We start from the raw sequence: 25,292 nt of genomic DNA, 5'->3' as shown, positions 1-25,292 counted from the left end.
ATGTCACTTTTATCTCGCCCTAAATTAAGTTCAAATGGTTGTTATCAAGACATTACTCCAAAATCAGCAAATTGGGATTTTGTTGGATTTAAAGCTTATGAGCTGGAGCCCTCGCAAACTTTAAATTTGACAGAAGTCGATAATGAGCTATGCCTGGTAATTTTATCTGGGAAGGCCGATATTACTGTAGAAGATGTAGAGTTTTATAATCTTGGCGATAGAATGAGCGTCTTTGAAGATAAAAAACCTCATGCGTTATACGTGCCTAATAATCATAAAATAACCATTAAAGCATTAACTAAGATTGAACTTGCAATTGCAGCTGCGCCTGGTTTTGGTAATTATCCTGTAAGACATATAAAACCTGAAGAAATGACTAATGAGGTGCGGGGAGAAGGAGCTAATACAAGGTCTATTTGTAATATCTTGCCAGAACAAGATGAGGCTGATAGCCTTTTGGTTGTTGAAGTTAAAACGCCTGCTGGTAATTGGTCAAGCTACCCTCCGCATAAACATGACTCAGACAACATTCCCGTTGAAACTTATCTTGAGGAAACCTATTATCATCGGATTAACCCATCACAGGGTTTTGTTTTCCAACGTGTCTATACTGATGATTTGTCTATTGATGAAACTATGGCAGTAGAAGATAAATGTGTTGTATTAGTTCCATGTGGATACCATCCTGTTGGCGTTCCATATGGGTATGATTCTTACTATTTAAATGTAATGGCGGGCCCAAAACGTCAATGGATTTTTAAAAATCACCCCGATCATCAATGGATGTTAGATAAATAATGAAAGCACTTGATGTTATTTGCCTAGGGCGCGCTGCAGTAGATTTATACGGGCAACAAATTGGATCTACTCTTGAAGGTATGGGAAGTTTCGCAAAATATCTTGGAGGCTCTTCTGCAAATATTGCTTATGGCTCTTCAAAACTTGGGCTAAAGTCTGCAATGATCTGCAGAGTTGGTGATGAGCATATGGGAAGATTTGTGCGGAATGAATTAGCAAGTGTCGGCGTTGATGTTTCGCATGTTGTCACAGACAAAGATCGATTAACAGCTTTAGTTATCCTAGGTATACAAAATAAAGACACTTTCCCGCTTATTTTTTATCGAAACGATTGCGCCGATATGGCAGTTGACATAAAAGACTTTTCAGCCGAATTCATCGCTAGCAGTAAAGCGCTTTTAATTACAGGGACACACTTTTCTTCTGACAATACATACAAGACAAGTATGAAGGCTATTGAGTTCGCTAAAGCAGGGGGCACTCAGGTAATTGTAGACATCGATTATCGGCCTGTTTTATGGGGTTTAACAGGACTGGGTGATGGGGAGTCTCGTTTTATTGCAAGCGCTGATGTAAGTAAGCACATACAAACTATACTACCGTCTTGTGATGTAATTGTGGGCACTGAAGAGGAGATACATATTGCTGGTGGAAGTGAGGATACAGTCACTGCTTTAAAGAAAGTTCGAGAGGTAAGTGATGCTATTATTGTTTTAAAACTTGGACCATTGGGGTGCACAGTAATTAGTAGTGATATTCCAAATAACTCAGGTGAATTTGAAGTTATCAAAGGTAATAAAGTAGACATATTAAATGTTCTGGGTGCTGGCGATGCTTTCATGTCTGGATTTTTGCGTGGTTATTTAAGAAATGAAAGTCTTGAAAAAAGTGCCAATTATGCAAATGCATCTGGAGCTTTAGTAGTCTCTAGACATGGTTGTGCGCCAGCGATTCCAAGTGAGCAAGAGCTTTTTTATTATCTAGATAATGCGCATAATATTCCAGATCCAAGTCAAGACAAAGAGCTTAATCATCTTCATAGAGTTAGTTCAAGAAGTATTGCTCGATCTGAGATTTTTGGCTTCGCTTTTGATCATCGTAAGCAGCTCTATGACCTAGCAATTGATTGTGGAGAGAGCCCTAAGCGAGTAGTTAAGCTAAAAAATTTATTTTTGAATTCTATTGAAGAGACTATTAAGAGAAGCAATATTGATGAGAATAGTGTGGGTGTTTTAATCGATGACACTTATGGTGAAGAAGCGCTTCACTCTATTGCTGAAAAGTCATGGTGGATTGGAAGGCCTGTGGAGCTTCCAGGCTCTTGTCCTTTAGAGTTTGAGGGAGGAGGATCGATTGGATCAAAACTCCAGTCTTGGCCACTTACGCATGTTGTAAAGTGCCTGATGTTTTATCATATCAATGATCCTATTGAATTGAGGTTAAAGCAAGAATCGAAAATTATAGAGCTCAATTCTGCTTGTATTCAAAGTGGACATCAATTGTTATTAGAGATTATTCTACCTGGAGACTTGGAAGAGGATGAATCAACTATTCCACAAATACTAAATAGGCTTTATGGTCTTGATATCAAACCGGATTGGTGGAAATTGCCAGCACTGAAAGACAAGTCATGGGAGCAAGTGAGCGATGTGATATTACAAAATGATGCGCACTGTGAAGGTGTGTTATTATTAGGTCAATCAGCATCTATGGATGCTGTAAAAAGTTCTTTTGAGGATGCCTCAAAACATAAAATTTGCAAAGGTTTTACTGTTGGTAGGACAATTTTTTATGAGCCAGCCAAACAGTGGATGAAAAAAAAGATAAGTGATCAAGAGTTGATTGATTTAGTGTCCAATAATTACATAGAACTAATTAAATCTTGGAAAAAATATAGAGAGGAGTAAAGACCATGAAAACAGTCAGACTAACAATGTCACAGGCTATCGTTAGATATTTATCAGCCCAATATATAGAGATTGACGATGAAATACATCCATTATTTGCTGGAGTTTTTGCTATTTTTGGACATGGCAATGTTGCTGGAATGGGTCAGGCATTGTCAGAGTTTGAAGAGTGGCTTCCTACATTTCGTGGCCATAGTGAACAAGGAATGGTTCATTCAGCAATTGCTTATGCAAAGGCTAATAATAGACAAAGAATGATGGCTTGTACAAGTTCAATTGGACCTGGCGCAACTAATATGATTACATCTGCAGCATTAGCCCATGTAAATAGACTGCCAGTGTTATTGTTGCCTGGTGATTATTTTGCAAGCCGCACTCCAGATCCTGTTCTTCAACAACTAGAAGATTTCTCAGACCCTACAGTTAGCGTTAATGATTGCTTCAGGCCAGTTAGTCGATATTTTGATCGAATTATGAGGCCTGAGCAAATAATTAATAGTTTACCTGTGGCAATTCAAACACTGCTAGACCCAGAAAATTGTGGCCCAGTAACTTTATCTTTACCTCAAGATGTGCAGGCTGAAGCATTCGATTATCCTGAAGAATTCTTTACTCAAAAAACTCACTCAATTCGCCAGATTAAACTTGATGATGCTGAATTAGACCATGCAATAGAGTTGTTAATTAAATCAAAAAAACCTTTAATAATTGCAGGTGGAGGAGTTCATTATGCTAAGGCCTGTGAGGACTTACAAAATTTTGCCAAACAACACCAAATACCAGTTGCAGAGACATCTGCTGGAAAAGGTGCCTTGGCTTGGGACCACTCTAGCTATGTTGGTGCTATTGGGGTTACCGGATCAAATGCAGCAAATAATATGGCTAAACAGGCAGATTTAGTTTTGGCAATTGGTACACGCTTAAATGATTTCAATTCTGGCTCCAGAGCGTTATTTTCCAGCACAACTATAGTGCAATTAAATGTAGCCCGTTTTGATGCAATAAAACACAATGCATTGCCATTATGGGGCGATGCAAAGCTTGGAATTCAACAATTAGATATGAAGCTATCTGATTGGAAAGCGAGTCAAGAATGGAAAGACTTAGCGAATAAAGAAAGCAGTAAATGGAATAACTATTACGATGAAATAACTTCAATAAAGAGCATATCTAAAACTATGGATTCACTGCCAACTGACGCCCAAGTTTTGGGAGAGTTAAAGCGAAATGGAAAGGCGACAGATATAGTTGTTTGTGCTGCAGGAAGTCTTCCTGGTGAACTTCACAAGCTTTGGAGGACTGAGCAAACGGGCGGCTATCATGCGGAGTATGGATTTTCTTGTATGGGCTATGAAATAGCTGGCGGTCTGGGTGTAAAAATGGCTGAGCCTGAGCGAGAAGTAATTGTTCTTGTAGGAGATGGGTCATATTTGATGCTTAATTCAGAATTAGCAACAAGCGTAATGTTAGGACAAAAAATAATTGTAGTTGTTTTAGATAATCGAGGTTTTTCTTGTATTAATCGACTGCAAAATGCAACTGGAAACCGATCATTTAATAATTTATTGAAGGATTGTGAAAGTATTGATGACGGCCATCCAAATGTCAATTTTGCGCTTCATGCGCAGTCTTTAGGAGCGAGCTCTGAACATATTGAAAATATTAATGAATTAGCTTCAGCTCTGGAACGTGCCCGTTTATCTTCAAAATCTTATCTTATTAGCTTAGTGACTGATTCTCATAAAATAAGTCCAGAAGGTGGATGCTGGTGGGAGGTTGCCGTTCCTGAGGTTTCGTCAAATAAAAATGGCGATGAAGTCTATAACTCTTATAAGAAAGGGAAAAAACAACAGCCTTATTAAATATGAACAAAGAAGCTTTAAAATCAACTAATAGCCAAGTTTTTTTCAGTGAGTCTGATATAAATTATGATGACCTAAAGAAAGTCTGCTCTCAAAAAACTTTAAAAAAGGACTACCCATTATCCGAATCAGTTATAAATAATGTGGTCGTTTATGATGCAAAAAACTTTACTTCATTTATTGGAAATAAAGAAAAAGAAAAAGAACTAAAAACTGAGTTATTTCATGCCTTAGAAAGTGGCCCAGGTGTTTTTGTTATTCGCAATCTTTATGAACATGAAGTTTTAGATCAGAGCAATAGGATTTTTGAGAAAATTACTCAAAAAGAGATTGGAACTAGCAATGATCATTTTGCTTCTGGAACAAATACAAGGATATGGAATAGTTTTCAAAAAGTTGCGTTGGAGGATCCTGATGCATTTATTAGTTACTATTCAAATGATATTTTAAAGTTAGTTGCCGAGTCCTGGTGTGGGCCAAATTCTCAAATGACTGCGCAAGTTAATATTGTAAGACCTGGCGGTGAAATGCAAAAACCACACCGTGATTATCATTTAGGGTTTCAAGAAAATAAAGTTGTTGAGCTGTTTCCTATTTCAGCTCACCGTCTTTCAAACTATTTAACTCTCCAAGGTGGGGTCGCGCACACCGACATGCCTTTAGAAACTGGGCCCACGATTGTTTTGCCCTATTCGCACCACTTCGACTTAGGTTACCTTGCATGGAGAGACGATGCATGTACTGAATTTTTTAATACGAATGCAGTTCAAAATCAAATGAATAAAGGCGATGGTATTTTTTTTAATCCTGCTTTATTGCATGGAGCTGGTTCCAACACTTCAAATGACTTTCATAGGATCGGCAACCTTTTACAAATTTCATCTCCTTTTGGTAAGACTATGGAGAGTATAAATTACATTAAAATTCTTAAGCATATTTACCCATTCCTACTGGAGCATTCAATTAAAAAAACTCTTTCAGAAAAACTAATTGAGAATGTCCTTATTTGCGCGACAGATGGCTATGCATTTCCTACAAACCTTGACTATGATCAAAATTCAAACTCTAAGTTGCAGGGCATGAGCATGTTTGAACTTACTAAGCAATCGCTTCTAGATTTAGTTAGTCTAGAGGAATTTAATTTAAAGCTTTTGGAACTTCAGCAATTTAGACTTGCTGATTAAATAATATTAACAATAATTTGGAGAAGTAAGATGAGTGTAAAAATTGGTGTTAGTCCGATTTCATGGACTAACGATGATATGCCTGAACTGGGCAAAGATACTTCAGTAGAGCATTGCTTAACAGAGGGAAAACAAGCCGGTTATCGTGGATTTGAATTAGGAGGTAAGTGGCCTAAGGATTCGGAAATACTACGACCATTATTTGATAAATATAGTATGGACGTAGTTTCTAGTTGGTTTTGTGGGGGCTTGTTAGCGGACAGTCTTGAAGATGAGATAGAAAGAATAACACCACACATGAATCTTCTTAAAGATATGGGGACGGAAGTAATTGTTTATTGTGAAATGGACTCTTGTGTTCATGGAGATATTAGTTCGCCACTCTCAAAACGCCCTATCCTTGATGATGGTCAATGGGAAGAGTGGACTGAAAAGTTGAGTCGGCTAGCTAAATATACTTTGTCGAATGGAATGAAGCTTGCTTATCATCATCACATGGGAACAGTTGTTCAAATTGAAGAAGAAATAGACAAGCTAATGTCTATGACAACTACTGATCTTGGTTTAGTATTTGATACTGGTCATTTAATTTATGCTGGTGCTGATCCTTTAGAAGTTTATAAAAAACACAACGATAGAGTTATGCATATTCACTGTAAAGATGTTCGAGGGGAAATATTAAACCACTCGCTAGATACTGATTCAAGTTTTTTAAACTCAGTTTTGAGTGGGGTTTATACAGTTCCTGGAGACGGTGATTTTAATTTTTCTGAGCTATTTAAAATGGTGGGCGAAGCCAACTTCAGTGGCTGGGTAGTTGTAGAGGCAGAGCAAGACCCGGCTAAGGCCCACCCATTAACTTATGTGACAATGGGGTATAAAAATATTAAAAGTTACTGTGAAAAATTTGGAATTCAAATAGAGGAAAGAGAATGAAAACTATTGGTGTAGGAGTTATTGGTACTGCTTTTATGGGCAAAGCCCATTCTATTGCTTATGCAGCAGCTGGGAGTGTTTTTGGTGATGGCTTACGGCCTAGTTTGGAGATGATTTGTGATTACAACTCTGAAAGAGCTGAAGTGATGCGAACTGAAATGGGATTCTCTCGTTGCACCTCTGATTGGATGGATGTGGTCAATGATCCAAAGGTCCAGTTGATTTCAGTATGTGTTCCCAATTCGCTTCATAAAGAAATTTCAGTAGCTGCCCTCAAACTTGGTAAGCATGTTTGGTGTGAAAAGCCTATGTCAACTAATTTAGCAGACTCTGAAGCTATGCTCGCAGCTGCTGAAGCTAGCAATGCACAAACTATCTTAGGCTACAACTATACTCAAAATCCTGCTGTTCAAAGCGCTAGAGAGCTCATTGAAGAAGGCGCTATAGGGCGAGTAATTGGATTTCATGGGATTTATGATGTTGATAATGAAGCTGATCCAGATAGACCTCATTCATGGCGTATGAATCGTGAAGCTTCTGGCTCTGGTGCAAATGCTGATGTTATGTGTCATTTGGTTAGTATGGCTCACTATATGACGGGTAGTTCAATAACTCGACTAGTGGGAGATTACGATACAGTCCATAAGGAGCGTTCGGATCCAGAGAATCCAGGACAAACATTGCCAGTTGATAACGATGATGTCTGTACCGCATTGGCTCACTTTGAGAGTGGAATCAAGGGAACATTGCGTGTTAGTCGAGTAGCATGGGGAAGAAAATGTGGATTAAGTTGGGAAATACATGGCTCTCAAGGCATGATTTGTCATGACCAAGAGCGTTTAAATGAAGTTAAGCTTTATACAAGAAGTGATGATCCAAGACAGGAGGGCTTTAAAACAATATTGAGTGGCCCAGCGCAACCACCATATGATGCGTTTTTACCCAATGCAGGCCACAGTCTTGGCTTTATTGATGTAAAGGTTTGTGAGCTTAAACATTTACTTGATTCAATTGAAACGGGTCAGCCAGTATGGCCAAACTTTGCCGACGGTTTAAAAATCGAAAAAGTCATGGATGCAATTGACCGTTCTGCAATGACTGGAAAGTGGCTGGATGTCTGAAATAAATCTATCACATGATGCAATATAAAGAAAATCGATTATATGATGCCTTGGTCGTGGGACGAGCCGGCCTTGATCTATATCCACAGCCTGTAGGCAGTAAAACTCGCGATGCAGAATTATTTGCTAGTGATGTGGGCGGTTCTGGGGCGAACATTGCAATAGCTATGAAGCGTGCAGGTGGTAAAGTAGGTCTTATCTCTGCCTTGTCTGACGATCCAGTTGGTGAATTTGTTCGGCTGCGTCTTGAAATTGAAGGTATTGATTTGCAGATGATGCAAACAACTTATGGTAATGAGAGGACTAGTTTAGCAATTGCTGAAGTGCGACAAGAGGACTGCGAAGTAGTAATATATCGTAATAATCCTGCTGATTTACAAATTGTCTGTAATGAAGATGTAAAACTTGCAATTACTCAAAGCCAAAATCTAATAATAACTGGCACCAGCTTAATTGAAGCTGATTCACGAAAACAAACTTTGAAAATGATGGTTCATGCTCAAAAAAATGACTGCAAAGTATGGCTAGATCTAGATTACAGGGCATGGAACTGGCCTGATCAGAAAACTACCCGTTTTGTTTATCAAGAGGCTGCAGAATTAACAAATGTATTAGTTGGCAACGAAGAAGAATTTAAAATCCTTCAAGAAGATATAAATATACAGGTTAAACAATGTGTTTCAAGCAATCAGGTAATGATTCTTAAACGGGGCAAGAGTGGCTGTAGTCTTTTTTTTGGTAAAGATCGGCTTGATGCTGGAATTTATAATTTACCTGCGCTTAAACCATACGGTTCTGGTGATGCCTTTTTAGGTAATGTGATAATAAATTATATGTCTTTTGGAGACTGGCAACTAGCTATTGAATCTGGGAGCGCTGCTGCAGCTTTGGTAGTATCCAAACAAGGCTGTGCCAGCGCTATGCCAAAAATGGAAGAAATTGAGTTGTTACAAAAAAATACAACAATTAAACCAAAAACAATTTGGAGTTAAATATGCATATCCCTCAACATAACAACAAAAATAAGGCAATCGTAGATTGTAATAATGAAGTAGTCCCTCTATGCTATTTTAATATCATTAAATTGAGTGCTGGAGAATCATATACTTATCAACTAACTGATTATGAATCATGTATTGTTCCCGCTACTGGAAGCGTTGATGTGCAGGTTCAGGGCCAAGTGTTCCAAGAGGTTGGCAAGCGACATCATATTTGGGAAGGTGATCCTGAAGGTGTTTATGTCCCCGTTAACTGCGAAGCAACGTTAATTTGCATCAGTAATGAAGTGGAAGTGTTCATTTCTGGAGCAAAGCATAATCAAACCCATGAGGCTTTTGTTATAAGGCAAGAGGATATTGATAAAGTTCAGTATGGATCTGATGACACTAAGACACATCGCAAAATCAAACATATTCTAGGTAAAGAACCGGCAGGTAAGGTCGGTAAATTGTTGGTTAGTGAGCTATTTACAGTAGGAGCAGGAGGCTGGTCAGGATTTCCACCCCATAAACATGAAGTAGACGTACTTCCTGATGAGAGTCGACACAATGAAGTTTATAATTTTCGTTTTAATCCATCTAATGGCTTTGGTGCACAGTTTTTGACCCCAGATGGGCAGGACTTTGGCCCCGTCTATCATATACGGGATGGCTCAACATTTATCTTTGATAAAGGCTACCACCCCTGCGTCGCAGCTCCTGGATTTGAGATGTATTATTTCACGATTTTGGCTGGAGAAACTCAGCGCCCATTACATATGAATTATCAGAAAGATTATGCTTATCAGTTGGAAACTATTCCTGGTATGCAAGACATGCTTAATAAATTTAAATAAAATATGATTACTAATCTTAAAGATATTCTTTTACCAGCTCAAGATAAAAACTATGCTGTGGCCTGCTTCAATGTCTTTGGTTATGAAGATGCGCGTGCGGTTGTTGATTCTGCAGAAGCTCGTAATGCTTCTGTAATTTTATCCATTAATCTTGATATGCGTCAATTTATGACAATGGAAGAGATTGTTGGTATGTTGAGACCTATGGCTGAAAAATCCAAGGCACCTGTTTGTTTGCATCTTGATCATACCTATGAGGTTGATGCAGTTAAAGAAGCAATTGATGCTGGATTTACATCTGTAATGTTTGATGGATCTCAATTGCCAATCTCTGAAAACATCTCTTTAATACGAGATGTGGTTGACTATGCTCACCCAAAAGGAGTATCAGTAGAGGCTGAAGTAGGGTCGGTTCCTTATGCAAGTGGCCGTGATCATATTAAATCTGCATTAACTGAGGTTACTGATGCTCTTATGATGGAGCAACAGGGGCAGCCAGATGCACTTGCAATCTCAATAGGAAATGTTCACCGCTTGGAAAGTGGAACTGTAGAAATAGATTTAGAGCGCTTTAACGAGCTTGAGAAAGCGCTAAACTTGCCATTAGTAATTCATGGGACAAGTGGATTAGAAGATAAAGACATCCAAACGCTGTCTTTGCGCCAAGTTGCTAAGTTCAATGTGGGTACTGTTCTTCGAAAGAGTTTTGGCAATTCACTGCGATCCACACTTGAGTCAGATCCCGAGCTTTTTGACAGAATAGCTATTATGAAAAAAGTTATTCCAGATTTAAAGGCAACCGCTAGTAAAGTAATCAGTTTATTGGGCCAGTAATAAATTATTTTATTTTGTTGAACTTAGGATTAATTTTTTAAGATAGTTTTTTGCTAGTTGTTTAATAATTTTATAAGTCTCTAGCCAGTCAATACATCCGTCAGTGACTGATACTCCATACTGCATTTGATCTTGGTTATCTAATATTTTTTGTTTTCCAGAGAATAAATTGCTCTCTAGCATTAAGCCAAAAATTGACTTATTTCCAGCAGATATTTGGTTAGTTATGTCTTCAATTACCTTGCCTTGATTTCTATAATCTTGATTTGAATTGTCATGTGAGCAGTCAATCATAATCCTTGCGGCAAGGCCACTTTCTTTAAGAAGATTTTCACATTCAATAACATCATCCTTATAGTAATTAGGCTTAATGCCACCCCTAAGAATAATGTGAGATGATTTATTTCCCATTGCCTTAAAAGTTGAAATCTGACCTTCATCATTAATACCTAAAAAGCTTTGAGGAGATGAGCACGCTTTAATAGCATTGATTGCCATGTTAAGATTTCCATCAGTACCATTTTTAAAACCAACAGTCATAGAGAGTCCACTTGACATTTCACGATGAGTTTGAGATTCAGTTGTTCTTGCTCCAATTGCACACCAAGAAATAAGATCACCTAAATATTGAGGAGTGATTGGATTAAGCGCTTCAGTTGCAGAGGGTATGCCTTCATCAGCTAGCCATGCTAAAAATTCTCTTCCTTGACGGAGCCCTTTTTCAACGTCAAGTGAATTGTCCATATCTGGGTCACTAATTAATCCTTTCCAGCCAACCGTTGTTCTTGGTTTTTCAAAATATACCCTCATGACTAAGAAGACTGATTCTTTAACTTCCTCTTGAAGGGATTTGAGTTTAAGGGCGTACTCCTTGGCAGCTCCAATGTCATGAATCGAGCAAGGACCAACAATTACCATCAGTCTTTCATCTTTTCCTGAAAAAATGTTGTCCACAGTTTTTCTGCTAGTTAAAATGTTCTCTTTACCTTTGTCACTTACTGGAATAGTTTTCTTTAATTCAATAGGCGAGGTTATTACAGTTTCGCTTTCAATATTTTTATTGTGAATTTTATTGCTCATTTAAATTGGCGATTATTTATTGTCAAGCAGTGATTTAAGCATAGATCTATATTTTTTTTAAATAGATAGGGAAAATTAGGTTAATTATATTTTTTTGATAATTAGGAAAACTAGTTTAAATAATGAAACAGACACTTAAAAAAGCTGCATTAATTTTGGTACTCTTTTTAGGAGGGTGCAGTTCAATTACTTTTATTTATAATCAGTTCGATAATCTTTTTCCATGGTATCTACAAAGTTATGTTGATCTTGATCGTGATCAAAAAAAATACTTAGATGAGCTTTTAACGCCTTTTTTTCAGTGGCATAGAGTGGAAGAAATGCCAAAATATGCACAAATTATTGGTGACTTAGAGCTGGCTATAAATGATGAGGTAGATCTAGAGAGCATTGCCCTGATTACTCATAATGTTGAAGAGTCTTGGTTTCGTCTAGAGGATCAAATGATCATGTGGGCAACTCCTCTTGCTAGAGAGTTATCAGATGAGCAAATCACAAAATTTATTCAAGTTTTAAAAACTAAAACTACTCAGAGTGAAAAAAAATTGCTAGTTCGTAACGATCAGGTGTATCAAAGTGACAGTTACAAAAGCCTCCGTAAGAACTTAAGGCGCTTTATGGGTTCACTGACTAAAGAGCAGCTTGATTTAGTAAAAATTACAAGTAAAGAAATGAGGAGGGTTGATGCTGAGCGCATTCAGAGTCGAAAAGCATTCAATGAAAAGCTTAGCTTAATCCTTCAAAGAGAACAAGGCTGGGAAGAAAGGCTGAAAAAGATAACTCATAGCGATGACTTGGTTGCTGATAATTACCAATCGACATATGCCTTCAATACTGATTTAATTCAGCATCTATTAGTGGCAATATTAAATTCTAGAAACGATAAGCAAGACCAAAAGTTACGCACACAACTTGCAAGGTATAAGGCCGATATTAACAGTCTAGCTAACTAACTGTATATAGCTATTACCAGCGCCTTCTCATTCGGCCTTTGAAGATGGCAGATCCCCAGCTGAGGACAATACCTATTAGAGCTGCACTTAATAGCCATATGAATGGCAAGCTTGCATCTGAGCCAAAAATGATAGCCCTATAGGCTGCGCCGATAGCATCAAAAGGTACCGCTGTTCCAATGCGTTCAAGCCAGTCAGGCGCTGCGCTTACGGGCGCAACTGATCCACTTAGTACAGATTGATACTGAACTAAAGGAAGAATAATTAGCAAGGCTGAAAGCCCAATAATTTCGAAGATCCCAAGAAATAGCCAAGTTAAACAAACACTAACTAGCCATACACTTAACCATGCCATTAAAAATACTTCCCATTGAAGTGTTGTTAATGTAACAACTGTTGCTAAAGCAAAGCTGGCAAATCCCATAGTCATAATTGGAACAATAGTTCGTACATAAGCCCTGTTAAGAAATGCCATTTGACGCGTTCCCAGAAATAAAAGAATTGCTCCAACCATTGAAGCCATCCAAGTTGTAAAGCTCATTACAAAGGGAGCAGGGAGTGAGGCTAAACTTTTTGCTTTAAATATTGTTTCTACATTTGTAGTTACTAGCATGCCTGAATTGGATGATTTGTTATTTAGCTTTGAGGCACGCAGATTTGAAACAAAATTTGACAGCGTAATTTGGACAATCGTTGGGAGCTGACCGGCTATTTGCGTTTCTGCAATTGTTAAATGCTGAGAGTTTAATACTCCGATTGATAGGTTTTTATTACTAAGAGCAAGCTGAGAAAAATCTTCAGGAAAAGTAATTACTGAAGACACTTTACCTTTTAAAAGGGCATCTTTTGCGGCATCAGAATCTTTAAGAAGAGTCACTCTAAAAGGAAGGCTTTTAGAAAGTCCTTTAATGGCCTTTGTTGAAATTAATGGGAAAGGGCCAACATCTTCATTAATAATACCTAGTTCGAAGGATGATGAAATTCGAGCGGGATCTGAGGGGGCTGTCAGATTAAATATTGAAAAAACCAGCATGATTACAGTTGGAACAATAATTGCTGGTTTAAATAATTCGCTTCTACGAAAATCGGAAAATGAGGAGGGCATTATATTGAATTTAAAATAGGGTTAACAATACACAAATGCACCTACTTAGTCAAACTGACTTTGTTGTCACTAAGTATCATTTCAGCTGCTTTTTCTGCAATCATCATAGTGGGCGCGTTAGTGTTCCCTGAGACTAGCTCTGGCATAATCGAAGCATCAACAACTCTTAAACCTTTAACGCCATATACTTTAAGCTGGTCATCGACTACGCTGTTTTTATCATTACCCATCTTGCATGTTCCAACTGGGTGATAAATACTCTGGCTATTGTTTTTTGCAGCCTCAAGTAAATCTTCATCAGAAACTAATGAGCCTCCAGGAACAAACTCATCAAGAATATGTTGCTTAAGTGGGCTGGCATTTGCAATTTTTCTGGCCACCTTTATTGACTCAATTGCTATTTTTTGATCACTCTGTGTGGATAGATAATTTGGAATAATTTTAGGAAGATCTTCTGGATTCTTTGAATTTATAGTGACCTCACCTCTGCTCTGAGGCCTAAGATTACAAATAGACATTGTAAATGCAGAAAAAGGATGAACCCCATCTCCTGGCTTATCTGCGCTTAGTGGCTGCATATGAAATTGTATATTTGGCCTTGATCCATCTAAGGATGTATTAGTAAAAATGTAAACTTGGCTGGCACTGAGGGTTAATGGCCCTGTTCTAAAAAGTGCATATTGCATTCCAATTAAGGCTTTTTTCCACCATGTATTTAGTTCATCATTTAAGGTTCTAGTATTTGTTTTAAAAACCATCCTTACTTGTAAATGATCTTGAAGATTTTTACCTACTGCAGGGTTATCGTGAATAACCTTAACTCCAAGTTTTGTTAGATTTTTTTCATCTCCAATTCCTGACAACTGTAATATTTGAGGCGAGCTAATTGCGCCAGCAGATAAAATGACTTCATGGTGAGCATTAATAGTTTTATCTGGTTGATCATTGCTTTGCATGCAATCAACGCCTATTACTTTTTTATCAGAGAAGACAAGTTTACTAACCTGAGTATTTGTGATGATTGTTAAATTTTTTCTACTTCTGATTTTTCCATTTAGAAATGACCTGTAGGAGCTTTTTCGAAAGCCCTTAAATGAGGTTTGCTGAAAATAGCCGACACCTTCCTGCTTTTCTCCATTGCAATCAGGATTGTAAGGTATGCCTATTTCTTCAGATGCTTTAATGAATAGATCAGCAATTTTTCTTCTAAGTCTGAGGTTGGACACTTTTAATTCGCCATCAACTCCATGGTATTTATTTTCTCCATTTTCTTGGCATTCGAACTTTTTAAAGTATGGAAGCACATCATCATAGCCCCAACCTTTATTACCTAAATCTTTCCAATTATCATAGTCATGCCTATCACCACGAATATATAACAATCCATTTAGTGCACTAGAGCCACCAAGAACTTTACCTCTTGGCCAGTCTATTCTTCTATTGTTTAGTCCTTTATCTTTTTCTAGTTTGTACATCCAATCAAACTTTGGATTATTCATAGTTTTAAAATAACCAACTGGGACATGAAGCCAAAGATTGTCATCCTTGCGGCCAGCTTCAATTAATAAAACACTATTATTAGGGTTTGCTGAAAGTCTATTGGCTAAGAGGCAGCCTGCTGAACCAGCACCTACAACAATGTAATCATATTTTTCATTCATTGGTAATTACTAGTAAATTATTAAAATTATAAGAAGAATTGAGATGTTGTATTGCTGCATAAATTATATAGCTTAATTTACTTCTTTTTTTTTAAAATGAATATAAACATATATATCAATTGATGTATACTCAAGTTTGATTAAATGCTTTAGGTGTGTTTTATATTTATTGCAAATCAAAGTAGTTTTTTATTTATTTAGATAAATTAGGAGATTTTATGTTTAAAAATAAAGTTGTACTTTTGACATCTATAGCATTGCTTACTGCAAGTTCAAGCGCTATGGCGGTCAATTTAAAAATTCAATCTGTATTGAACTCGACTGGAAGTGAAGTTGGGTATGTCAGAGATTTTGCTGAAGATGTTGCTGCCTTGACTGATGGTAGGGTAACAATGGAAGTTCTTCCAGGTGGTTCTGTTGTTCCTAATGCTGACCTTATCGATGCTGTAGACGCCGGTCTAATTGATGGTGGATTTGCATGGACTCACTACTGGTCTGGTAAGCACCCTGCAGCAATGCTGTTTGGCTCACCAATTGCTGGAGCTGGCCTTGGTATTGATAATATCGCATGGCTTTCTTGGTTCCACAGTGCGGGTGGTAAAGAGTTATACGATCAACTATGGGACGAGATGGACCTAAATGTTGTTGGTTTGATGCTTCAACCGGTTGGTCCTGAAGCGCTGGGTTGGTTTAAAGAGCCAATCAATAGTATGGATGACTTCCGTAAATTAAGATTCCGTGCGCCTCCAGGACTCCCAGGTCAAGTTTATAAAGATATTGGTGTTGCAGCTGTAGCTATGGGTGGTGGTGATATTCTGCCTGCACTTGAGAAAGGCGTAATTGACGCAGCAGAATGGTGTTGCCCAGAGCCGGACAGAGACTTTGGTTTCCAAAAAGTTCTTAAGTATTACTACTTACAAGGACTTCACCAGAACGTTGTGAATGCAGATATGTATATTAATGGTGATGTGTGGGATAAGATCTCTGATCGTGACCAGCATGCTATTCATGTTGCTGCAAGAGCAGCAAGACTTGACTCTATGTCAAATCGTATCTATGCAAACGGTATTGCAATGGCAGACTTGCTAGAGCAAGGCGTTATTCTAATGGATACGCCAGAAGACTACTTCGTAGAGTTTATGGCTGCTGCGCAAGCACAACTTCAAAAGAATGCTGATGAAAATGCATTCTTTGCTGAAGTATGGGCATCACAGAGAGATTTTGCTGAAAAAGCTGTACCTTTCTGGTCAGGAGCTCAGTCTTCTAACGCTAAGTTAGGTTTAGCTTTTACGAAGACTTTAAAGTAAAGATTCATCGTTAGACTTGTAAGCTAAGTTGCCAACAGAGTACTGTTGGCAACTTTTTTTTGTAAAAGTAAGACGGCTTAGCTGGTTCAGGCTATCCTTTTTCCTGAGCCAGCAAATGCCTTAATAAACTAGTTCTTATTTTTTAAACTCTTTAGTGTTGTTAGAATAGTTTAAGATTTTTTTCATAAAATTATTAGGTACATATTATGTCGGAAGAGGAAGATATTGGACAATTAGATATTACTGATGAAATGATTGCAGAGGGTAGATCATATAACGGTTTGATGCCTGATGATATGCCAAAATTGATGGCAAAAATAATTCTCAGTATTGATCTCTTCAGTCTCAGAGTTGGTCAGTTAGCATGTTGGCTTACTGTTCCAGTATTCACTGCCATGTTTATTGAGGTTGTGGGAAGACACTTCTTTGGCTCTCCAACAATGTGGGCATACGATATTAGTAGAATGTTTGCAGGAGCTATGTTTATGCTTGGTGCTGGTTATGCACTTTCAAAGGGCATTCATATTAGAGCAGACTTTATGTATCGAAATTGGTCTGTTAAGACCCAAGCAACAATAGACTTAACTTTATATATATTATTTTATTTCCCTGGATTGATTGGCGCTTCATGGGCATGTTACAAATATGCTTATAAGTCTTGGTCGATAATGGAAAGAGGTATGGACACTTCCTGGATGCCTCTTTTGTACCCAATCAAGAGTGTTTTGTTTATAGGCCTTGTTCTTCTAATAATTCAAGGAGTTTCCGAGACACTTAAGTGCGTGTATGCGGTAAAAAATAGGAGATGGCCATGACTCCAGAAGTGCTAGGCATATTATTAATTTTAACAATGCTATTTGCCATTTTTATTGGCTTCCCAATTTCATTTACACTAATTTTCTTAGGAGTTTTCTTTGGCTATTTAGGCTTTGGAGATCTTGTTTTTTACTTAATGACCTTCCAGTTTTCTGGAAGTATGCTTGAGCAAACCCTTGCAGCAATCCCACTATTTACCTTTATGGGAATTCTCATGGAGAAAGCCAACTTGATGGAAAGATTATTTTCATCAGTTCAGATGGCTCTTGCTAGAACTAAAGGCTCTTTATTTGTAGCCGTTCTTTTTGTTTCAGTAATCTTTGGAGCTGCAACAGGAATTGTGGGAGCATCAGTTACGATTTTAGGAATTATGTCAGCTAAGACGATGAATAGAGCTGGCTATGATGTTCAGTTGGCGGCAGGTACAATTACTGCTGGTGGTACTCTAGGTATATTGATACCGCCAAGTATTATGTTAGTTGTTATGGGACCTATTCTAAATGTTCCAGTAACCGATTTATTTGCTGCTGCAATTATGCCTGGTTTAATGTTGGCAGCTCTCTATACAGGCTATACGCTTATTAGATGTCACTTAAATCCATCATTGGGCCCAGTTGTTCCTGAAGATTTAATTCCTGACTCTATGAGAGAGGTGTGGATTGAGTTTTTTAAAGGCCTTGTTCCGCCTGTTCTTTTAGTTGGCTCATCCTTAGGAAGTATATTGGCTGGCCTAGCAACACCTACAGAAGGTGCTGCAATGGGAGCAGTGGGTGCGATATTTTTAACACTTGCCTACCGAAAATTAAATTTTAAAGTTTTTCAAGAGGCTTTACTAAAGACTCTTGAAATTACAACGTTAATTATGATTTTAGTTTGTGCTTCAAACTTCTTTGGCTCAGTTTTTTCCCGACTAGGAACGCCAACAATGATTACTGAGGCATTAATGCTGCTTGATCTTCCACCAACAGCTATATTGTTGATAGTTATGGCCTTAATATTTTTATTAGCGTGGCCATTAGAGTGGGTACCAATTGTACTAATTATTATTCCAATTGTTTTGCCTCTAATTGAGCAATTAGGATTTAACTTAACTTGGTTTGGAATCCTTGTGGCTGTCAATCTTCAGACTGCTTGGCTTTCGCCGCCTGTTGCATTGTCTGCCTACTTTCTCAAGGGGGTGGCGCCAGAATGGGACTTATCAGACATCTATAAAGGCATGATGCAATTTATGGCTATTCAGGTTGTTGGATTAGCATTAATTATTATATTCCCACAAATTGTTCTATGGCTACCAACATACCTTTATGGGTAATTAGAGCTCTATAGAATTGTATGCACCTAAAATTTTGATACATAAAATATTTATGTATTGCGGACTTCCTTCTTCTTAGAACGTGTCGCCGAAAGTGCTGTTTTGCGTATTGACGTAGTCGATGTCATCGGTATGAACGAATGATATTCTTAGCTCAATAGTCTCGTTATGATATGTTTGACCGATTCTCTCTATCCGAAGAATGGGCGAATCCAACTTAACATTGAGAAGAGCGGATACTGTTTTATCTGCAGAAGTTGCTTTTAATTTCTCTGAGCAGTTTGTTATAAATATGTTGAATTTATTTTGATATAGGTTGTATATTGTATTAGCTCGGTTTTTAAAAATCTCTTCAGTTAGCATTGGAAATTTAGCTTGAGAGATGACTATTCTATCAACAATATAATTTTTTTTGTTGATACCTAGCTTATTAAATATTTGATAAACATTACTCCCAGGAGAAATATTTAATATTTTTGCTTCATATTTAGTGGCTTTTTTTGTTTCAAAAGAAATGAACTCTACATCTGGGTAGGATATCTCATCAGTTCCATTTAATGCAAAATGAAAATACGCAAAATGGAAAGTGCTTTTATCATGCTGAAAGACAAAAGTTCCTAAACCCTGTTTTCGAATAAGGAAGCCTTCTTTTTCTAATGCACCTACTGCCTTTCTAACCGTTCCAATTGAAACATTAAATAGCTCAACAAGTGTTTTCTCATTTGGAATTAGTTGGCCTGGCCTTAACTCATCACGGTAAAGGCAATTAAATAACTCATTCCTTATTTGGAGCCACATAGGAGTCTTACTGTCCCTATCTATGTTAAATTGGAGATCAGTAATACTCATAAAATGTGTAAGTTGTTAAAAATGAGGTTTCAGGATAACCTTAGCTGAGGCCATTGTACCATTGTGAAGACTCTTAAATGCCAAATCAGTTTCAGACAGAGGCATCTCCTCTATCCATGATAAGTCACCAAAATCTCCATTTTCAATAGACTTCAAGGCAGACCTAAAGTCCTCCATGTTGTAGGTATAACAACCAACTAGCTTCACTTCTTGAAGTGTAATTTTTCGTATGTCAATATTCGTAGTCCAGCTAAGAAGGCCTACATTAACTACAGTACCTCCTGCTTTGACTGAGGCAATAGAAAGAGCATTTGTCTTTTCACTTCCAACACAGTCAATTACAACATCGAATGCGCTGTCTTTGACTGAATCTGTTAATGGGTTAATGGCAATAACGCCAACATGGTCTTTAACGCAAGGGTGCCTAGCCATGTTGGTTTCAAGTACCTGCATTTTAACGCCATGGGATTTAAGTAACAGAGCTGTTAAAAGGCCAATAGCACCAGCACCTATAACTAAAACGTGGCAATCGCTTATAGGCTTGAATGAATTTTCTATGGCAAGATTTACAGCATGAACCACAGTTGCCGCGGGCTCAGTTAAGGCCACATGGTTTGAATTCATAGTGCTAGGCGCATGAACTAGGCATTGATCTGGTATGGTCATGTATTGAGCAAAAGCGCCCTGCCTACTCATTCCAATCATATCTCTATCACTACAAAGGTTGTCTCTACCCTGAAGGCAGTATTCACATTTTCCGCAAGTAATCAAAGGATTACCTGTTACTTTTTGACCCTTATGAATGCCTTCAACTATTTCGCCACAAAATTCATGGCCCAGTATTAAGCCAGGGTTTCTTCTTGGGTCTTTGCCATGATATGCGTGCATATCAGACCCACAAATTCCAACGGACTCAATGCGCAATAAAACATCATCATCACGGTCAATTTGCGTTGGCTTGTATTCACTATAAAAAGTCATTTCATTCGGCGCTGTGTATACTACCGCTTGCATTTTATTAATCATGCTGCTGAAAACCCTCCATCTAAAAATATTGTCTGACCGGTGACATATGAGTTTGCATCACTGCACAAGAAAACACTAATACCAAAAATGTCTTTTTCTTCTCCGTTGCGATCCATCATTGTTTTTGCTGCTAAATTCTTTAATTTCTCAGGATCTTGAAATAATGACTCCGTGAGATTTGTTCTAAAAAATCCTGGAGCAATTGCATTGACTAATACCCCATTCTTTGAATAGGCCTGAGCTAAGGCTCGAGTAAGCTGCATAATGCCACCTTTGCTTGCACCATATGGAATGCTGTTATCAAATGCCCTAAGGGATTGAAGAGAGGCGATATTTATAATTCGTCCCCAATTATTTTTAGTCATTGATTCGGCAACAAGCTTGCTTAAGTAGAAAGGGGCAGTTAAGTTAATGTCAATAGTCTTCTGCCATTCTTCGAGTGTTAACTCTTCAGCAGATGTTCTAAGATTTATTCCAGCAGCATTTACTAAAATGTCAATTTTTCCAGACTCTTTAGAGATTTGAGTTACCAAATTTTTAAGGTCGGCAGTTGATGTGACATCCGCTTGGATGAAGGCGCCTTTGCAGCCTTGATCTTTTATCTCTTGAAGGGCTTCTTCTGCATTGCTTCGACTGCTTGCAATCCAAACAAATGCGCCTGCACGAGCAAGCGCAAGTGCCATCATTTTTCCCACCCCACTTGTACCACCAGTTATTAGCGCTACTTTATTTTCTAGTGAGAAATCTGATAAGTTCATAAAGCTATTCTAATACAGGTGCGCCTAGGTCAAACGTTTCATCTGGAAAATATTTACTTAGCCTAACATCCGAGGCTCTTGCGTGTCCTTCCATTCCCTCTAATCGAGAGATTCTAGAAGATGCTTGGGCAATTTGACGTGTAGATTCTTTGTCCATACGCTGCCAAGTTAAAACCTTTAAGAATTTATGAGCAGAAAGGCCTCCAGAATAACGACCAGCTGCCTTTGTAGGAAGAATATGGTTAGGGCCAGAAGCTTTATCTCCGAAAGTCACTGTTGTCTCTTCACCTAGAAATAGAGATCCATAACATGTTAAGTTGTCCAGCCACCAATCAAGATCTTCACACTGAACTTCAAGGTGCTCTGCTGCGTATTCATCTGATATCTTTACAACCTCTTCACGAGACTCACATAGCATAACTTCACCATAGTCTCTCCATGCACAGAATGCTGCATCTTTTGCAGTTGGTGGAAGTTTTTCAATATACTCTGGTACCAACTCCATTACTTTTTCAGCTAATTCTTTAGATGTTGTAAATAGCCAGCCCGGTGACTCGTGGCCATGTTCCATTTGACCCACAAGATCAATTGCAACAACATCAGCATCGGCGTGCTCATCAGCAATCACTGCAACTTCTGATGGACCAGCAAATACATCAATGCCAACTTGTCCAAAGAGCGTTCTTTTTGCCTCTGCTACAAATTTATTTCCAGGGCCCACAATGATGTCAGCTTTTTTTCCAGTAAATAGTCCATGAGCCATACTTGCTATTGCTTGTACACCACCTAAAGTCATAACATGATCAGCTCCAGCAGTCTTCATTGCATACAGAACATACGGATGAATACTTTTACCTTGATAGGGTGTTGAGCATGCAATAATGCAAGGCACGCCAGCAGCTTTAGCTGTAGCAATACTCATATATGCAGATGCAATATGTGCGTAACGTCCGGTTGGAACATAACATCCAGCAACATTTACTGGAAGTAGTCTTTGACCAGCCTCAACGCCATTATTTTTGGTATGAAACTCTTCTATAGAATCACGTTGAGCCTTTGCAAACTCATAAACTTGCTGACATGCAAAATCTATATCATCCTTAACATTTTGAGGGACGTCAGAGATAATATTATCAATTTCAGAATCTGAGAGCAAAATCTCACCAGACCATCCATCTAGTTTTTCTGCGTAGTTTCTAACTGCTTGTTCCCCATCTTTATCTATATTAGCAAGCATGTCATGAACCACTTTTTGTGCTTCTAGTACATTTGATGCTGCTGATTTATCAGCTTTTTTTAAGTAGATCATATTCTTCTCGTTTATTAATAGTTAGGCGCTTTCATATAAACGCGTTAATACAAACTCTTGATGCCCTAATATTTCTGCAGCAGTCATTCTTCCGTTTGAAGTGTGAATAAGGCTTTCAAGAAGCATATCGCCAGCTTGATCCATATTGATATCACGCTTTAATAAACCAGTTACATCAACATCCACATGCTCTGACATCGTTCTAACTGTTCTTGGATTTGCACAAACTTTAATAACAGGGAGAATTGGATTACCAATAATATTTCCTTGTCCAGTAGGGAATAGGTGAGCTACATATCCAGAGGCTGCGCATAATGTAACCATTTCTGCAGCTGCAGAAGAAGAGTCCATAAACCATAGGCCCTTACTTGTAGGCATTTCTGCTTTATCTAAAACGCCGTCAACGACACATTTTTTCCCAATCTTTTGTATGTTGCCTAATGCCTTTTCTTCGATCGTAGTTAGACCACCTTCAATATTTCCTTTAGTAGGCTGTGAATCAGATAGGTCATCTGTCTTAAAGCGCTCAATCATATCTTGATAACGATTAAACATAAACATAAATTTTTCAGCAACAGCATCATTAGCACATCTAGCTTTAACTAAATGTTCTCCACCTGTAATTTCAGATGTTTCACCAAAAAGTAAAGTACTGTCCATTTCATATAACTTATCGAACGCATTACCAACTGTTGGGTTTGACCCAAAGCCCGAAGTAGTGTCTGATTCCCCGCATTTAGTTGATACCCAGATTTCACTTAGGTCACATGACTCTCTTTGAAGTCCTGTTGCGAAATGAACCATATCATAAGCCGCTTTTGAAGCGTCAGCGATAGTTTGTATGTCACCTTTTTTCTCAATAGAAAAACCTTGAACTGGCTTACCCGTTGCAGCAATTCCATCAACGATTTTTTGCGTCCAGTCTGGCTCAATTCCAATAACCACTACTGCGGCAACATTTGGATTTGCTCCCGTACCAATCATGGTCCTAAAATGTAGATCTAAATCTTCACCAAACTGAAGTCTACCGTAGGGATGAGGAAGGGCTATCGTGCCTTTAATATTGTTAGAAACTGCTTCACAAGCAGCATTTGAAATATCATCAACTGGCAAGATAATAACGTGGTTACGAATTCCTACTCTATTGTTTTCGCGACGATATCCATAGATTTTTTGATTTAAATTTATCATTACCACCTCTTAGTTTTTACGTTATGAACATGAAGATGATCACCTACAGCAATCTTTGAAATTGTTCTACCAATATCTACACCATACTTGATGACAGTGTCATCCTCATTTAAATTCTTAATAGCTAACTTATGCCCAATTGGAATATCTTGATTAATTTTGATATCTATCAAAACATCCTGGTCCATTATCCAACCACTTAGAGTGTCGTTTGCTTTTAATCCTTCGACGGTAACAACACCAACGGAATCATCTTCATCATGAACTATAAACTGAATCATTCTTGCTCCTTGAAATACGTATAAAAAAACTTTTAATTAATCTTTTAGTGAAAAAAATTAATGAGAGATATATTATATCATATATATGAATTCTCACTTTATATATTGCTTAAAAAATTATTTACTTTCGATATAAAACTAAATATACAATATCACGTTAAGGTTTGTAGTCGCTAAACTCAACGCTGAAAAATTAGAGTAAAAATGAAAAAAATTATCTTGTTTGTGATTATTAATTGTTTGTCTTTTCCTGCTCTATCAGCAGCTGGTGACCTTTACTACTGTGAGATGATTCAAGCAGTTGAGTTAAAAGAGGACGGCCTTGTTAACTATATTCCTCAGAAATTTAAATTTAGAATTACTGAGAAGAGTTCTATACAATTTGGAATGGATGAAAACTATTTCAAGGGCCTTGAGTTGGTTGTTACAGATTTTTCAAATAATGGTGAGCAGTTTTATGGCGACAGCTTTGAGTACTCATATGGAAGTTTTTACTTTGCTGACATTATTAGATGGCCATCAAAAGGAGTCGATAAATTAACAGCTACTGCGGTAAGTGCACAATGCTCAATTGTTGATGACTACACAGTATAAATAGGAAAAGTTAATACAATTATGATTTCAAGAGCACTTAAAACAAATCGATTAATACGCTTATTTGGGATAACTAAAGTACCAATGATTTGGTATTGTCGCCCAAAGGTTATTGAGCATACGGATGAAAAGATTGAAATTAGAATCCCTCTTAAGCGAAGAACTAAAAACCACTTAGGAAGTATGTATTTTGGTGTTTTAGCAGTTGGTGCAGATATTACTGGCGGCTTTTTAGCGATGGATCCAATTCAAGAAAGTGGACGAAACATAGCTTTAATATTTAAAGATTTTAAGGCTGATTTTCTAAAACGTCCTGAGGGTGATGTTCACTTTATATGCAGAGATGGTTTGGCAATTAAAGAGCTGGTAAAAACTGCTGCAAGTTCAGGTGAGAGGCATAGTTATAAATTGAATATTGAAGCTACTGTTCCTTCACTATCTCCTGATGTCGTTGCTAAATTTGAACTTACGTTATCTTTAAAGGATAAAACATAAAAAAGTTATCTATTTTTTAATTAAGCCTTAATCTGAAAGAATTAATTAGTACAAATTTCCCACATATTGATGAGTTCTT

At 37.7% G+C, this 25,292-nt stretch carries 24 protein-coding genes; 15 read left to right on the top strand and 9 right to left on the bottom strand.

Features of this window, described 5'->3' with window-relative positions; all coding sequences use genetic code 11:
• Genes iolB through ABXT44_RS07950 form a run of 9 tightly spaced genes read left to right on the top strand, consistent with a single transcriptional unit; the run spans position 1 to position 10,476 of the window.
• Complete coding sequence (iolB, locus tag ABXT44_RS07990; RefSeq protein WP_416686763.1) at positions 1–798, top strand: 5-deoxy-glucuronate isomerase; 798 nt, start codon at positions 1–3, stop codon at positions 796–798.
• Positions 798–2,705, top strand: a complete 1,908-nt coding sequence (locus tag ABXT44_RS07985) for a bifunctional 5-dehydro-2-deoxygluconokinase/5-dehydro-2-deoxyphosphogluconate aldolase (RefSeq protein WP_416686761.1) — start codon at positions 798–800, stop codon at positions 2,703–2,705. The genes iolB and ABXT44_RS07985 overlap by 1 nt, the downstream gene beginning before the upstream one ends.
• Positions 2,706–2,710: 5 nt before the next feature.
• A complete protein-coding gene (gene iolD / locus ABXT44_RS07980) occupies positions 2,711–4,567 on the top strand; it encodes a 3D-(3,5/4)-trihydroxycyclohexane-1,2-dione acylhydrolase (decyclizing) (RefSeq protein WP_416686760.1) in 1,857 nt (618 codons plus the stop codon).
• A 2-nt stretch (positions 4,568–4,569) separates the two neighbouring features.
• Positions 4,570–5,751: a phytanoyl-CoA dioxygenase family protein gene (locus ABXT44_RS07975; RefSeq protein WP_416686759.1), complete on the top strand. Its 1,182-nt coding sequence runs from the start codon at positions 4,570–4,572 to the stop codon at positions 5,749–5,751.
• A gap of 30 nt (positions 5,752–5,781) precedes the next feature.
• Positions 5,782–6,687, top strand: a complete 906-nt coding sequence (iolE, locus tag ABXT44_RS07970; protein ID WP_416686757.1) for a myo-inosose-2 dehydratase — start codon at positions 5,782–5,784, stop codon at positions 6,685–6,687.
• Positions 6,684–7,808, top strand: a complete 1,125-nt coding sequence (locus tag ABXT44_RS07965) for a Gfo/Idh/MocA family protein (RefSeq protein WP_416686756.1) — start codon at positions 6,684–6,686, stop codon at positions 7,806–7,808. The genes iolE and ABXT44_RS07965 overlap by 4 nt, the downstream gene beginning before the upstream one ends.
• Positions 7,809–7,822: 14 nt before the next feature.
• On the top strand, positions 7,823–8,800 hold the full coding sequence (locus ABXT44_RS07960) for a PfkB family carbohydrate kinase (protein ID WP_416686754.1): 978 nt from the start codon (positions 7,823–7,825) through the stop codon (positions 8,798–8,800).
• A gap of 2 nt (positions 8,801–8,802) precedes the next feature.
• Entirely contained in the window at positions 8,803–9,642 is an 840-nt protein-coding gene (locus tag ABXT44_RS07955; RefSeq protein ID WP_416686752.1) for a 5-deoxy-glucuronate isomerase, read from the top strand.
• A gap of 3 nt (positions 9,643–9,645) precedes the next feature.
• Positions 9,646–10,476, top strand: a complete 831-nt coding sequence (locus ABXT44_RS07950) for a class II fructose-bisphosphate aldolase (RefSeq protein WP_416686750.1) — start codon at positions 9,646–9,648, stop codon at positions 10,474–10,476.
• Between the two features lie 9 nt (positions 10,477–10,485).
• Here the strand turns inward: ABXT44_RS07950 and ABXT44_RS07945 are convergent, their stop codons facing one another.
• Positions 10,486–11,556 (bottom strand): 3-deoxy-7-phosphoheptulonate synthase, encoded by a 1,071-nt coding sequence (locus ABXT44_RS07945; RefSeq protein ID WP_416686748.1) that lies wholly within the window; start codon positions 11,554–11,556, stop codon positions 10,486–10,488.
• A gap of 122 nt (positions 11,557–11,678) precedes the next feature.
• Here ABXT44_RS07945 and ABXT44_RS07940 point away from each other — a divergent pair, with 122 nt between their 5' ends.
• Positions 11,679–12,509 carry a DUF6279 family lipoprotein gene (locus tag ABXT44_RS07940; RefSeq protein ID WP_416686746.1) on the top strand — a complete coding sequence of 277 codons (831 nt, stop codon included), beginning with the start codon at positions 11,679–11,681 and terminating at the stop codon, positions 12,507–12,509.
• 13 nt (positions 12,510–12,522) lie between these two features.
• Here the strand turns inward: ABXT44_RS07940 and ABXT44_RS07935 are convergent, their stop codons facing one another.
• On the bottom strand, positions 12,523–13,614 hold the full coding sequence (locus ABXT44_RS07935; RefSeq protein WP_416686744.1) for an ABC transporter: 1,092 nt from the start codon (positions 13,612–13,614) through the stop codon (positions 12,523–12,525).
• A 41-nt stretch (positions 13,615–13,655) separates the two neighbouring features.
• A complete protein-coding gene (locus ABXT44_RS07930) occupies positions 13,656–15,275 on the bottom strand; it encodes a GMC family oxidoreductase (RefSeq protein WP_416686742.1) in 1,620 nt (539 codons plus the stop codon).
• 218 nt (positions 15,276–15,493) lie between these two features.
• Here ABXT44_RS07930 and ABXT44_RS07925 point away from each other — a divergent pair, with 218 nt between their 5' ends.
• The 3 genes from ABXT44_RS07925 (at position 15,494) to ABXT44_RS07915 (ending at position 18,710) form a co-directional block, all read left to right on the top strand.
• The gene (locus ABXT44_RS07925) at positions 15,494–16,582 is read left to right on the top strand and encodes a TRAP transporter substrate-binding protein (protein WP_416677803.1); all 1,089 of its coding nucleotides are present in this window, start codon (positions 15,494–15,496) and stop codon (positions 16,580–16,582) included.
• A 206-nt stretch (positions 16,583–16,788) separates the two neighbouring features.
• A complete protein-coding gene (locus ABXT44_RS07920; RefSeq protein ID WP_271558733.1) occupies positions 16,789–17,397 on the top strand; it encodes a TRAP transporter small permease subunit in 609 nt (202 codons plus the stop codon).
• Positions 17,394–18,710: a TRAP transporter large permease gene (locus tag ABXT44_RS07915; protein WP_416677801.1), complete on the top strand. Its 1,317-nt coding sequence runs from the start codon at positions 17,394–17,396 to the stop codon at positions 18,708–18,710. The genes ABXT44_RS07920 and ABXT44_RS07915 overlap by 4 nt, the downstream gene beginning before the upstream one ends.
• A 75-nt stretch (positions 18,711–18,785) precedes the next feature.
• Here ABXT44_RS07915 and ABXT44_RS07910 read toward each other — a convergent pair whose 3' ends face one another.
• The 6 genes from ABXT44_RS07910 to ABXT44_RS07885 are packed head-to-tail and all read right to left on the bottom strand — an operon-like array spanning position 18,786 to position 24,124.
• Positions 18,786–19,559, bottom strand: a complete 774-nt coding sequence (locus tag ABXT44_RS07910) for a GntR family transcriptional regulator (protein ID WP_416686739.1) — start codon at positions 19,557–19,559, stop codon at positions 18,786–18,788.
• A gap of 15 nt (positions 19,560–19,574) precedes the next feature.
• Entirely contained in the window at positions 19,575–20,585 is a 1,011-nt protein-coding gene (locus tag ABXT44_RS07905) for an alcohol dehydrogenase catalytic domain-containing protein (RefSeq protein WP_416677799.1), read from the bottom strand.
• Positions 20,582–21,343 carry an SDR family NAD(P)-dependent oxidoreductase gene (locus ABXT44_RS07900; protein ID WP_416686737.1) on the bottom strand — a complete coding sequence of 254 codons (762 nt, stop codon included), beginning with the start codon at positions 21,341–21,343 and terminating at the stop codon, positions 20,582–20,584. Before ABXT44_RS07900 ends, ABXT44_RS07905 begins: the two co-directional genes overlap by 4 nt.
• A 4-nt stretch (positions 21,344–21,347) precedes the next feature.
• Positions 21,348–22,652, bottom strand: coding sequence for a histidinol dehydrogenase (gene hisD, locus ABXT44_RS07895; RefSeq protein WP_416686735.1), 1,305 nt, complete (start codon positions 22,650–22,652; stop codon positions 21,348–21,350).
• 21 nt (positions 22,653–22,673) lie between these two features.
• Positions 22,674–23,843 carry a UxaA family hydrolase gene (locus ABXT44_RS07890; protein ID WP_416686733.1) on the bottom strand — a complete coding sequence of 390 codons (1,170 nt, stop codon included), beginning with the start codon at positions 23,841–23,843 and terminating at the stop codon, positions 22,674–22,676.
• Complete coding sequence (locus ABXT44_RS07885; protein ID WP_416677793.1) at positions 23,843–24,124, bottom strand: UxaA family hydrolase; 282 nt, start codon at positions 24,122–24,124, stop codon at positions 23,843–23,845. Before ABXT44_RS07885 ends, ABXT44_RS07890 begins: the two co-directional genes overlap by 1 nt.
• Before the next feature lie 204 nt (positions 24,125–24,328).
• On the opposite strand from ABXT44_RS07885, the gene ABXT44_RS07880 reads away from it, so the two are divergent.
• Together ABXT44_RS07880 and ABXT44_RS07875 are read left to right on the top strand one after the other, a co-directional pair.
• Positions 24,329–24,718, top strand: coding sequence for a hypothetical protein (locus tag ABXT44_RS07880; RefSeq protein WP_271556731.1), 390 nt, complete (start codon positions 24,329–24,331; stop codon positions 24,716–24,718).
• Between the two features lie 21 nt (positions 24,719–24,739).
• Positions 24,740–25,213 carry a PaaI family thioesterase gene (locus tag ABXT44_RS07875; protein ID WP_416686731.1) on the top strand — a complete coding sequence of 158 codons (474 nt, stop codon included), beginning with the start codon at positions 24,740–24,742 and terminating at the stop codon, positions 25,211–25,213.
• Positions 25,214–25,292: the final 79 nt, after the last annotated feature.

The sequence above is a fragment of the Candidatus Pseudothioglobus sp. Uisw_041 genome, from assembly GCF_048087625.1.
Classification (GTDB): Bacteria; Pseudomonadota; Gammaproteobacteria; order PS1; family Pseudothioglobaceae; genus Pseudothioglobus.
This window is presented reverse-complemented; position numbering and strand designations above follow the sequence as displayed.

What these genes read in the sequence shown, in the direction of transcription:
- ABXT44_RS07910 (WP_416686739.1), bottom strand. Translation starts at nt 19,559, where the DNA reads ATGAGTATTACTGATCTCCAATTTAACATAGATAGGGACAGTAAGACT.
- ABXT44_RS07905 (WP_416677799.1), bottom strand. Translation starts at nt 20,585, where the DNA reads ATGATTAATAAAATGCAAGCGGTAGTATACACAGCGCCGAATGAAATG.
- ABXT44_RS07960 (WP_416686754.1), top strand. Translation starts at nt 7,823, where the DNA reads ATGATGCAATATAAAGAAAATCGATTATATGATGCCTTGGTCGTGGGA.
- ABXT44_RS07930 (WP_416686742.1), bottom strand. Translation starts at nt 15,275, where the DNA reads ATGAATGAAAAATATGATTACATTGTTGTAGGTGCTGGTTCAGCAGGC.
- ABXT44_RS07890 (WP_416686733.1), bottom strand. Translation starts at nt 23,843, where the DNA reads ATGATAAATTTAAATCAAAAAATCTATGGATATCGTCGCGAAAACAAT.
- iolD (WP_416686760.1), top strand. Translation starts at nt 2,711, where the DNA reads ATGAAAACAGTCAGACTAACAATGTCACAGGCTATCGTTAGATATTTA.
- ABXT44_RS07875 (WP_416686731.1), top strand. Translation starts at nt 24,740, where the DNA reads ATGATTTCAAGAGCACTTAAAACAAATCGATTAATACGCTTATTTGGG.
- ABXT44_RS07920 (WP_271558733.1), top strand. Translation starts at nt 16,789, where the DNA reads ATGTCGGAAGAGGAAGATATTGGACAATTAGATATTACTGATGAAATG.
- ABXT44_RS07925 (WP_416677803.1), top strand. Translation starts at nt 15,494, where the DNA reads ATGTTTAAAAATAAAGTTGTACTTTTGACATCTATAGCATTGCTTACT.
- ABXT44_RS07945 (WP_416686748.1), bottom strand. Translation starts at nt 11,556, where the DNA reads ATGAGCAATAAAATTCACAATAAAAATATTGAAAGCGAAACTGTAATA.
- ABXT44_RS07950 (WP_416686750.1), top strand. Translation starts at nt 9,646, where the DNA reads ATGATTACTAATCTTAAAGATATTCTTTTACCAGCTCAAGATAAAAAC.
- ABXT44_RS07900 (WP_416686737.1), bottom strand. Translation starts at nt 21,343, where the DNA reads ATGAACTTATCAGATTTCTCACTAGAAAATAAAGTAGCGCTAATAACT.
- ABXT44_RS07915 (WP_416677801.1), top strand. Translation starts at nt 17,394, where the DNA reads ATGACTCCAGAAGTGCTAGGCATATTATTAATTTTAACAATGCTATTT.
- iolE (WP_416686757.1), top strand. Translation starts at nt 5,782, where the DNA reads ATGAGTGTAAAAATTGGTGTTAGTCCGATTTCATGGACTAACGATGAT.
- iolB (WP_416686763.1), top strand. Translation starts at nt 1, where the DNA reads ATGTCACTTTTATCTCGCCCTAAATTAAGTTCAAATGGTTGTTATCAA.
- ABXT44_RS07880 (WP_271556731.1), top strand. Translation starts at nt 24,329, where the DNA reads ATGAAAAAAATTATCTTGTTTGTGATTATTAATTGTTTGTCTTTTCCT.
- ABXT44_RS07965 (WP_416686756.1), top strand. Translation starts at nt 6,684, where the DNA reads ATGAAAACTATTGGTGTAGGAGTTATTGGTACTGCTTTTATGGGCAAA.
- ABXT44_RS07955 (WP_416686752.1), top strand. Translation starts at nt 8,803, where the DNA reads ATGCATATCCCTCAACATAACAACAAAAATAAGGCAATCGTAGATTGT.
- ABXT44_RS07935 (WP_416686744.1), bottom strand. Translation starts at nt 13,614, where the DNA reads ATGCCCTCCTCATTTTCCGATTTTCGTAGAAGCGAATTATTTAAACCA.
- ABXT44_RS07940 (WP_416686746.1), top strand. Translation starts at nt 11,679, where the DNA reads ATGAAACAGACACTTAAAAAAGCTGCATTAATTTTGGTACTCTTTTTA.
- ABXT44_RS07975 (WP_416686759.1), top strand. Translation starts at nt 4,570, where the DNA reads ATGAACAAAGAAGCTTTAAAATCAACTAATAGCCAAGTTTTTTTCAGT.
- ABXT44_RS07885 (WP_416677793.1), bottom strand. Translation starts at nt 24,124, where the DNA reads ATGATTCAGTTTATAGTTCATGATGAAGATGATTCCGTTGGTGTTGTT.
- ABXT44_RS07985 (WP_416686761.1), top strand. Translation starts at nt 798, where the DNA reads ATGAAAGCACTTGATGTTATTTGCCTAGGGCGCGCTGCAGTAGATTTA.
- hisD (WP_416686735.1), bottom strand. Translation starts at nt 22,652, where the DNA reads ATGATCTACTTAAAAAAAGCTGATAAATCAGCAGCATCAAATGTACTA.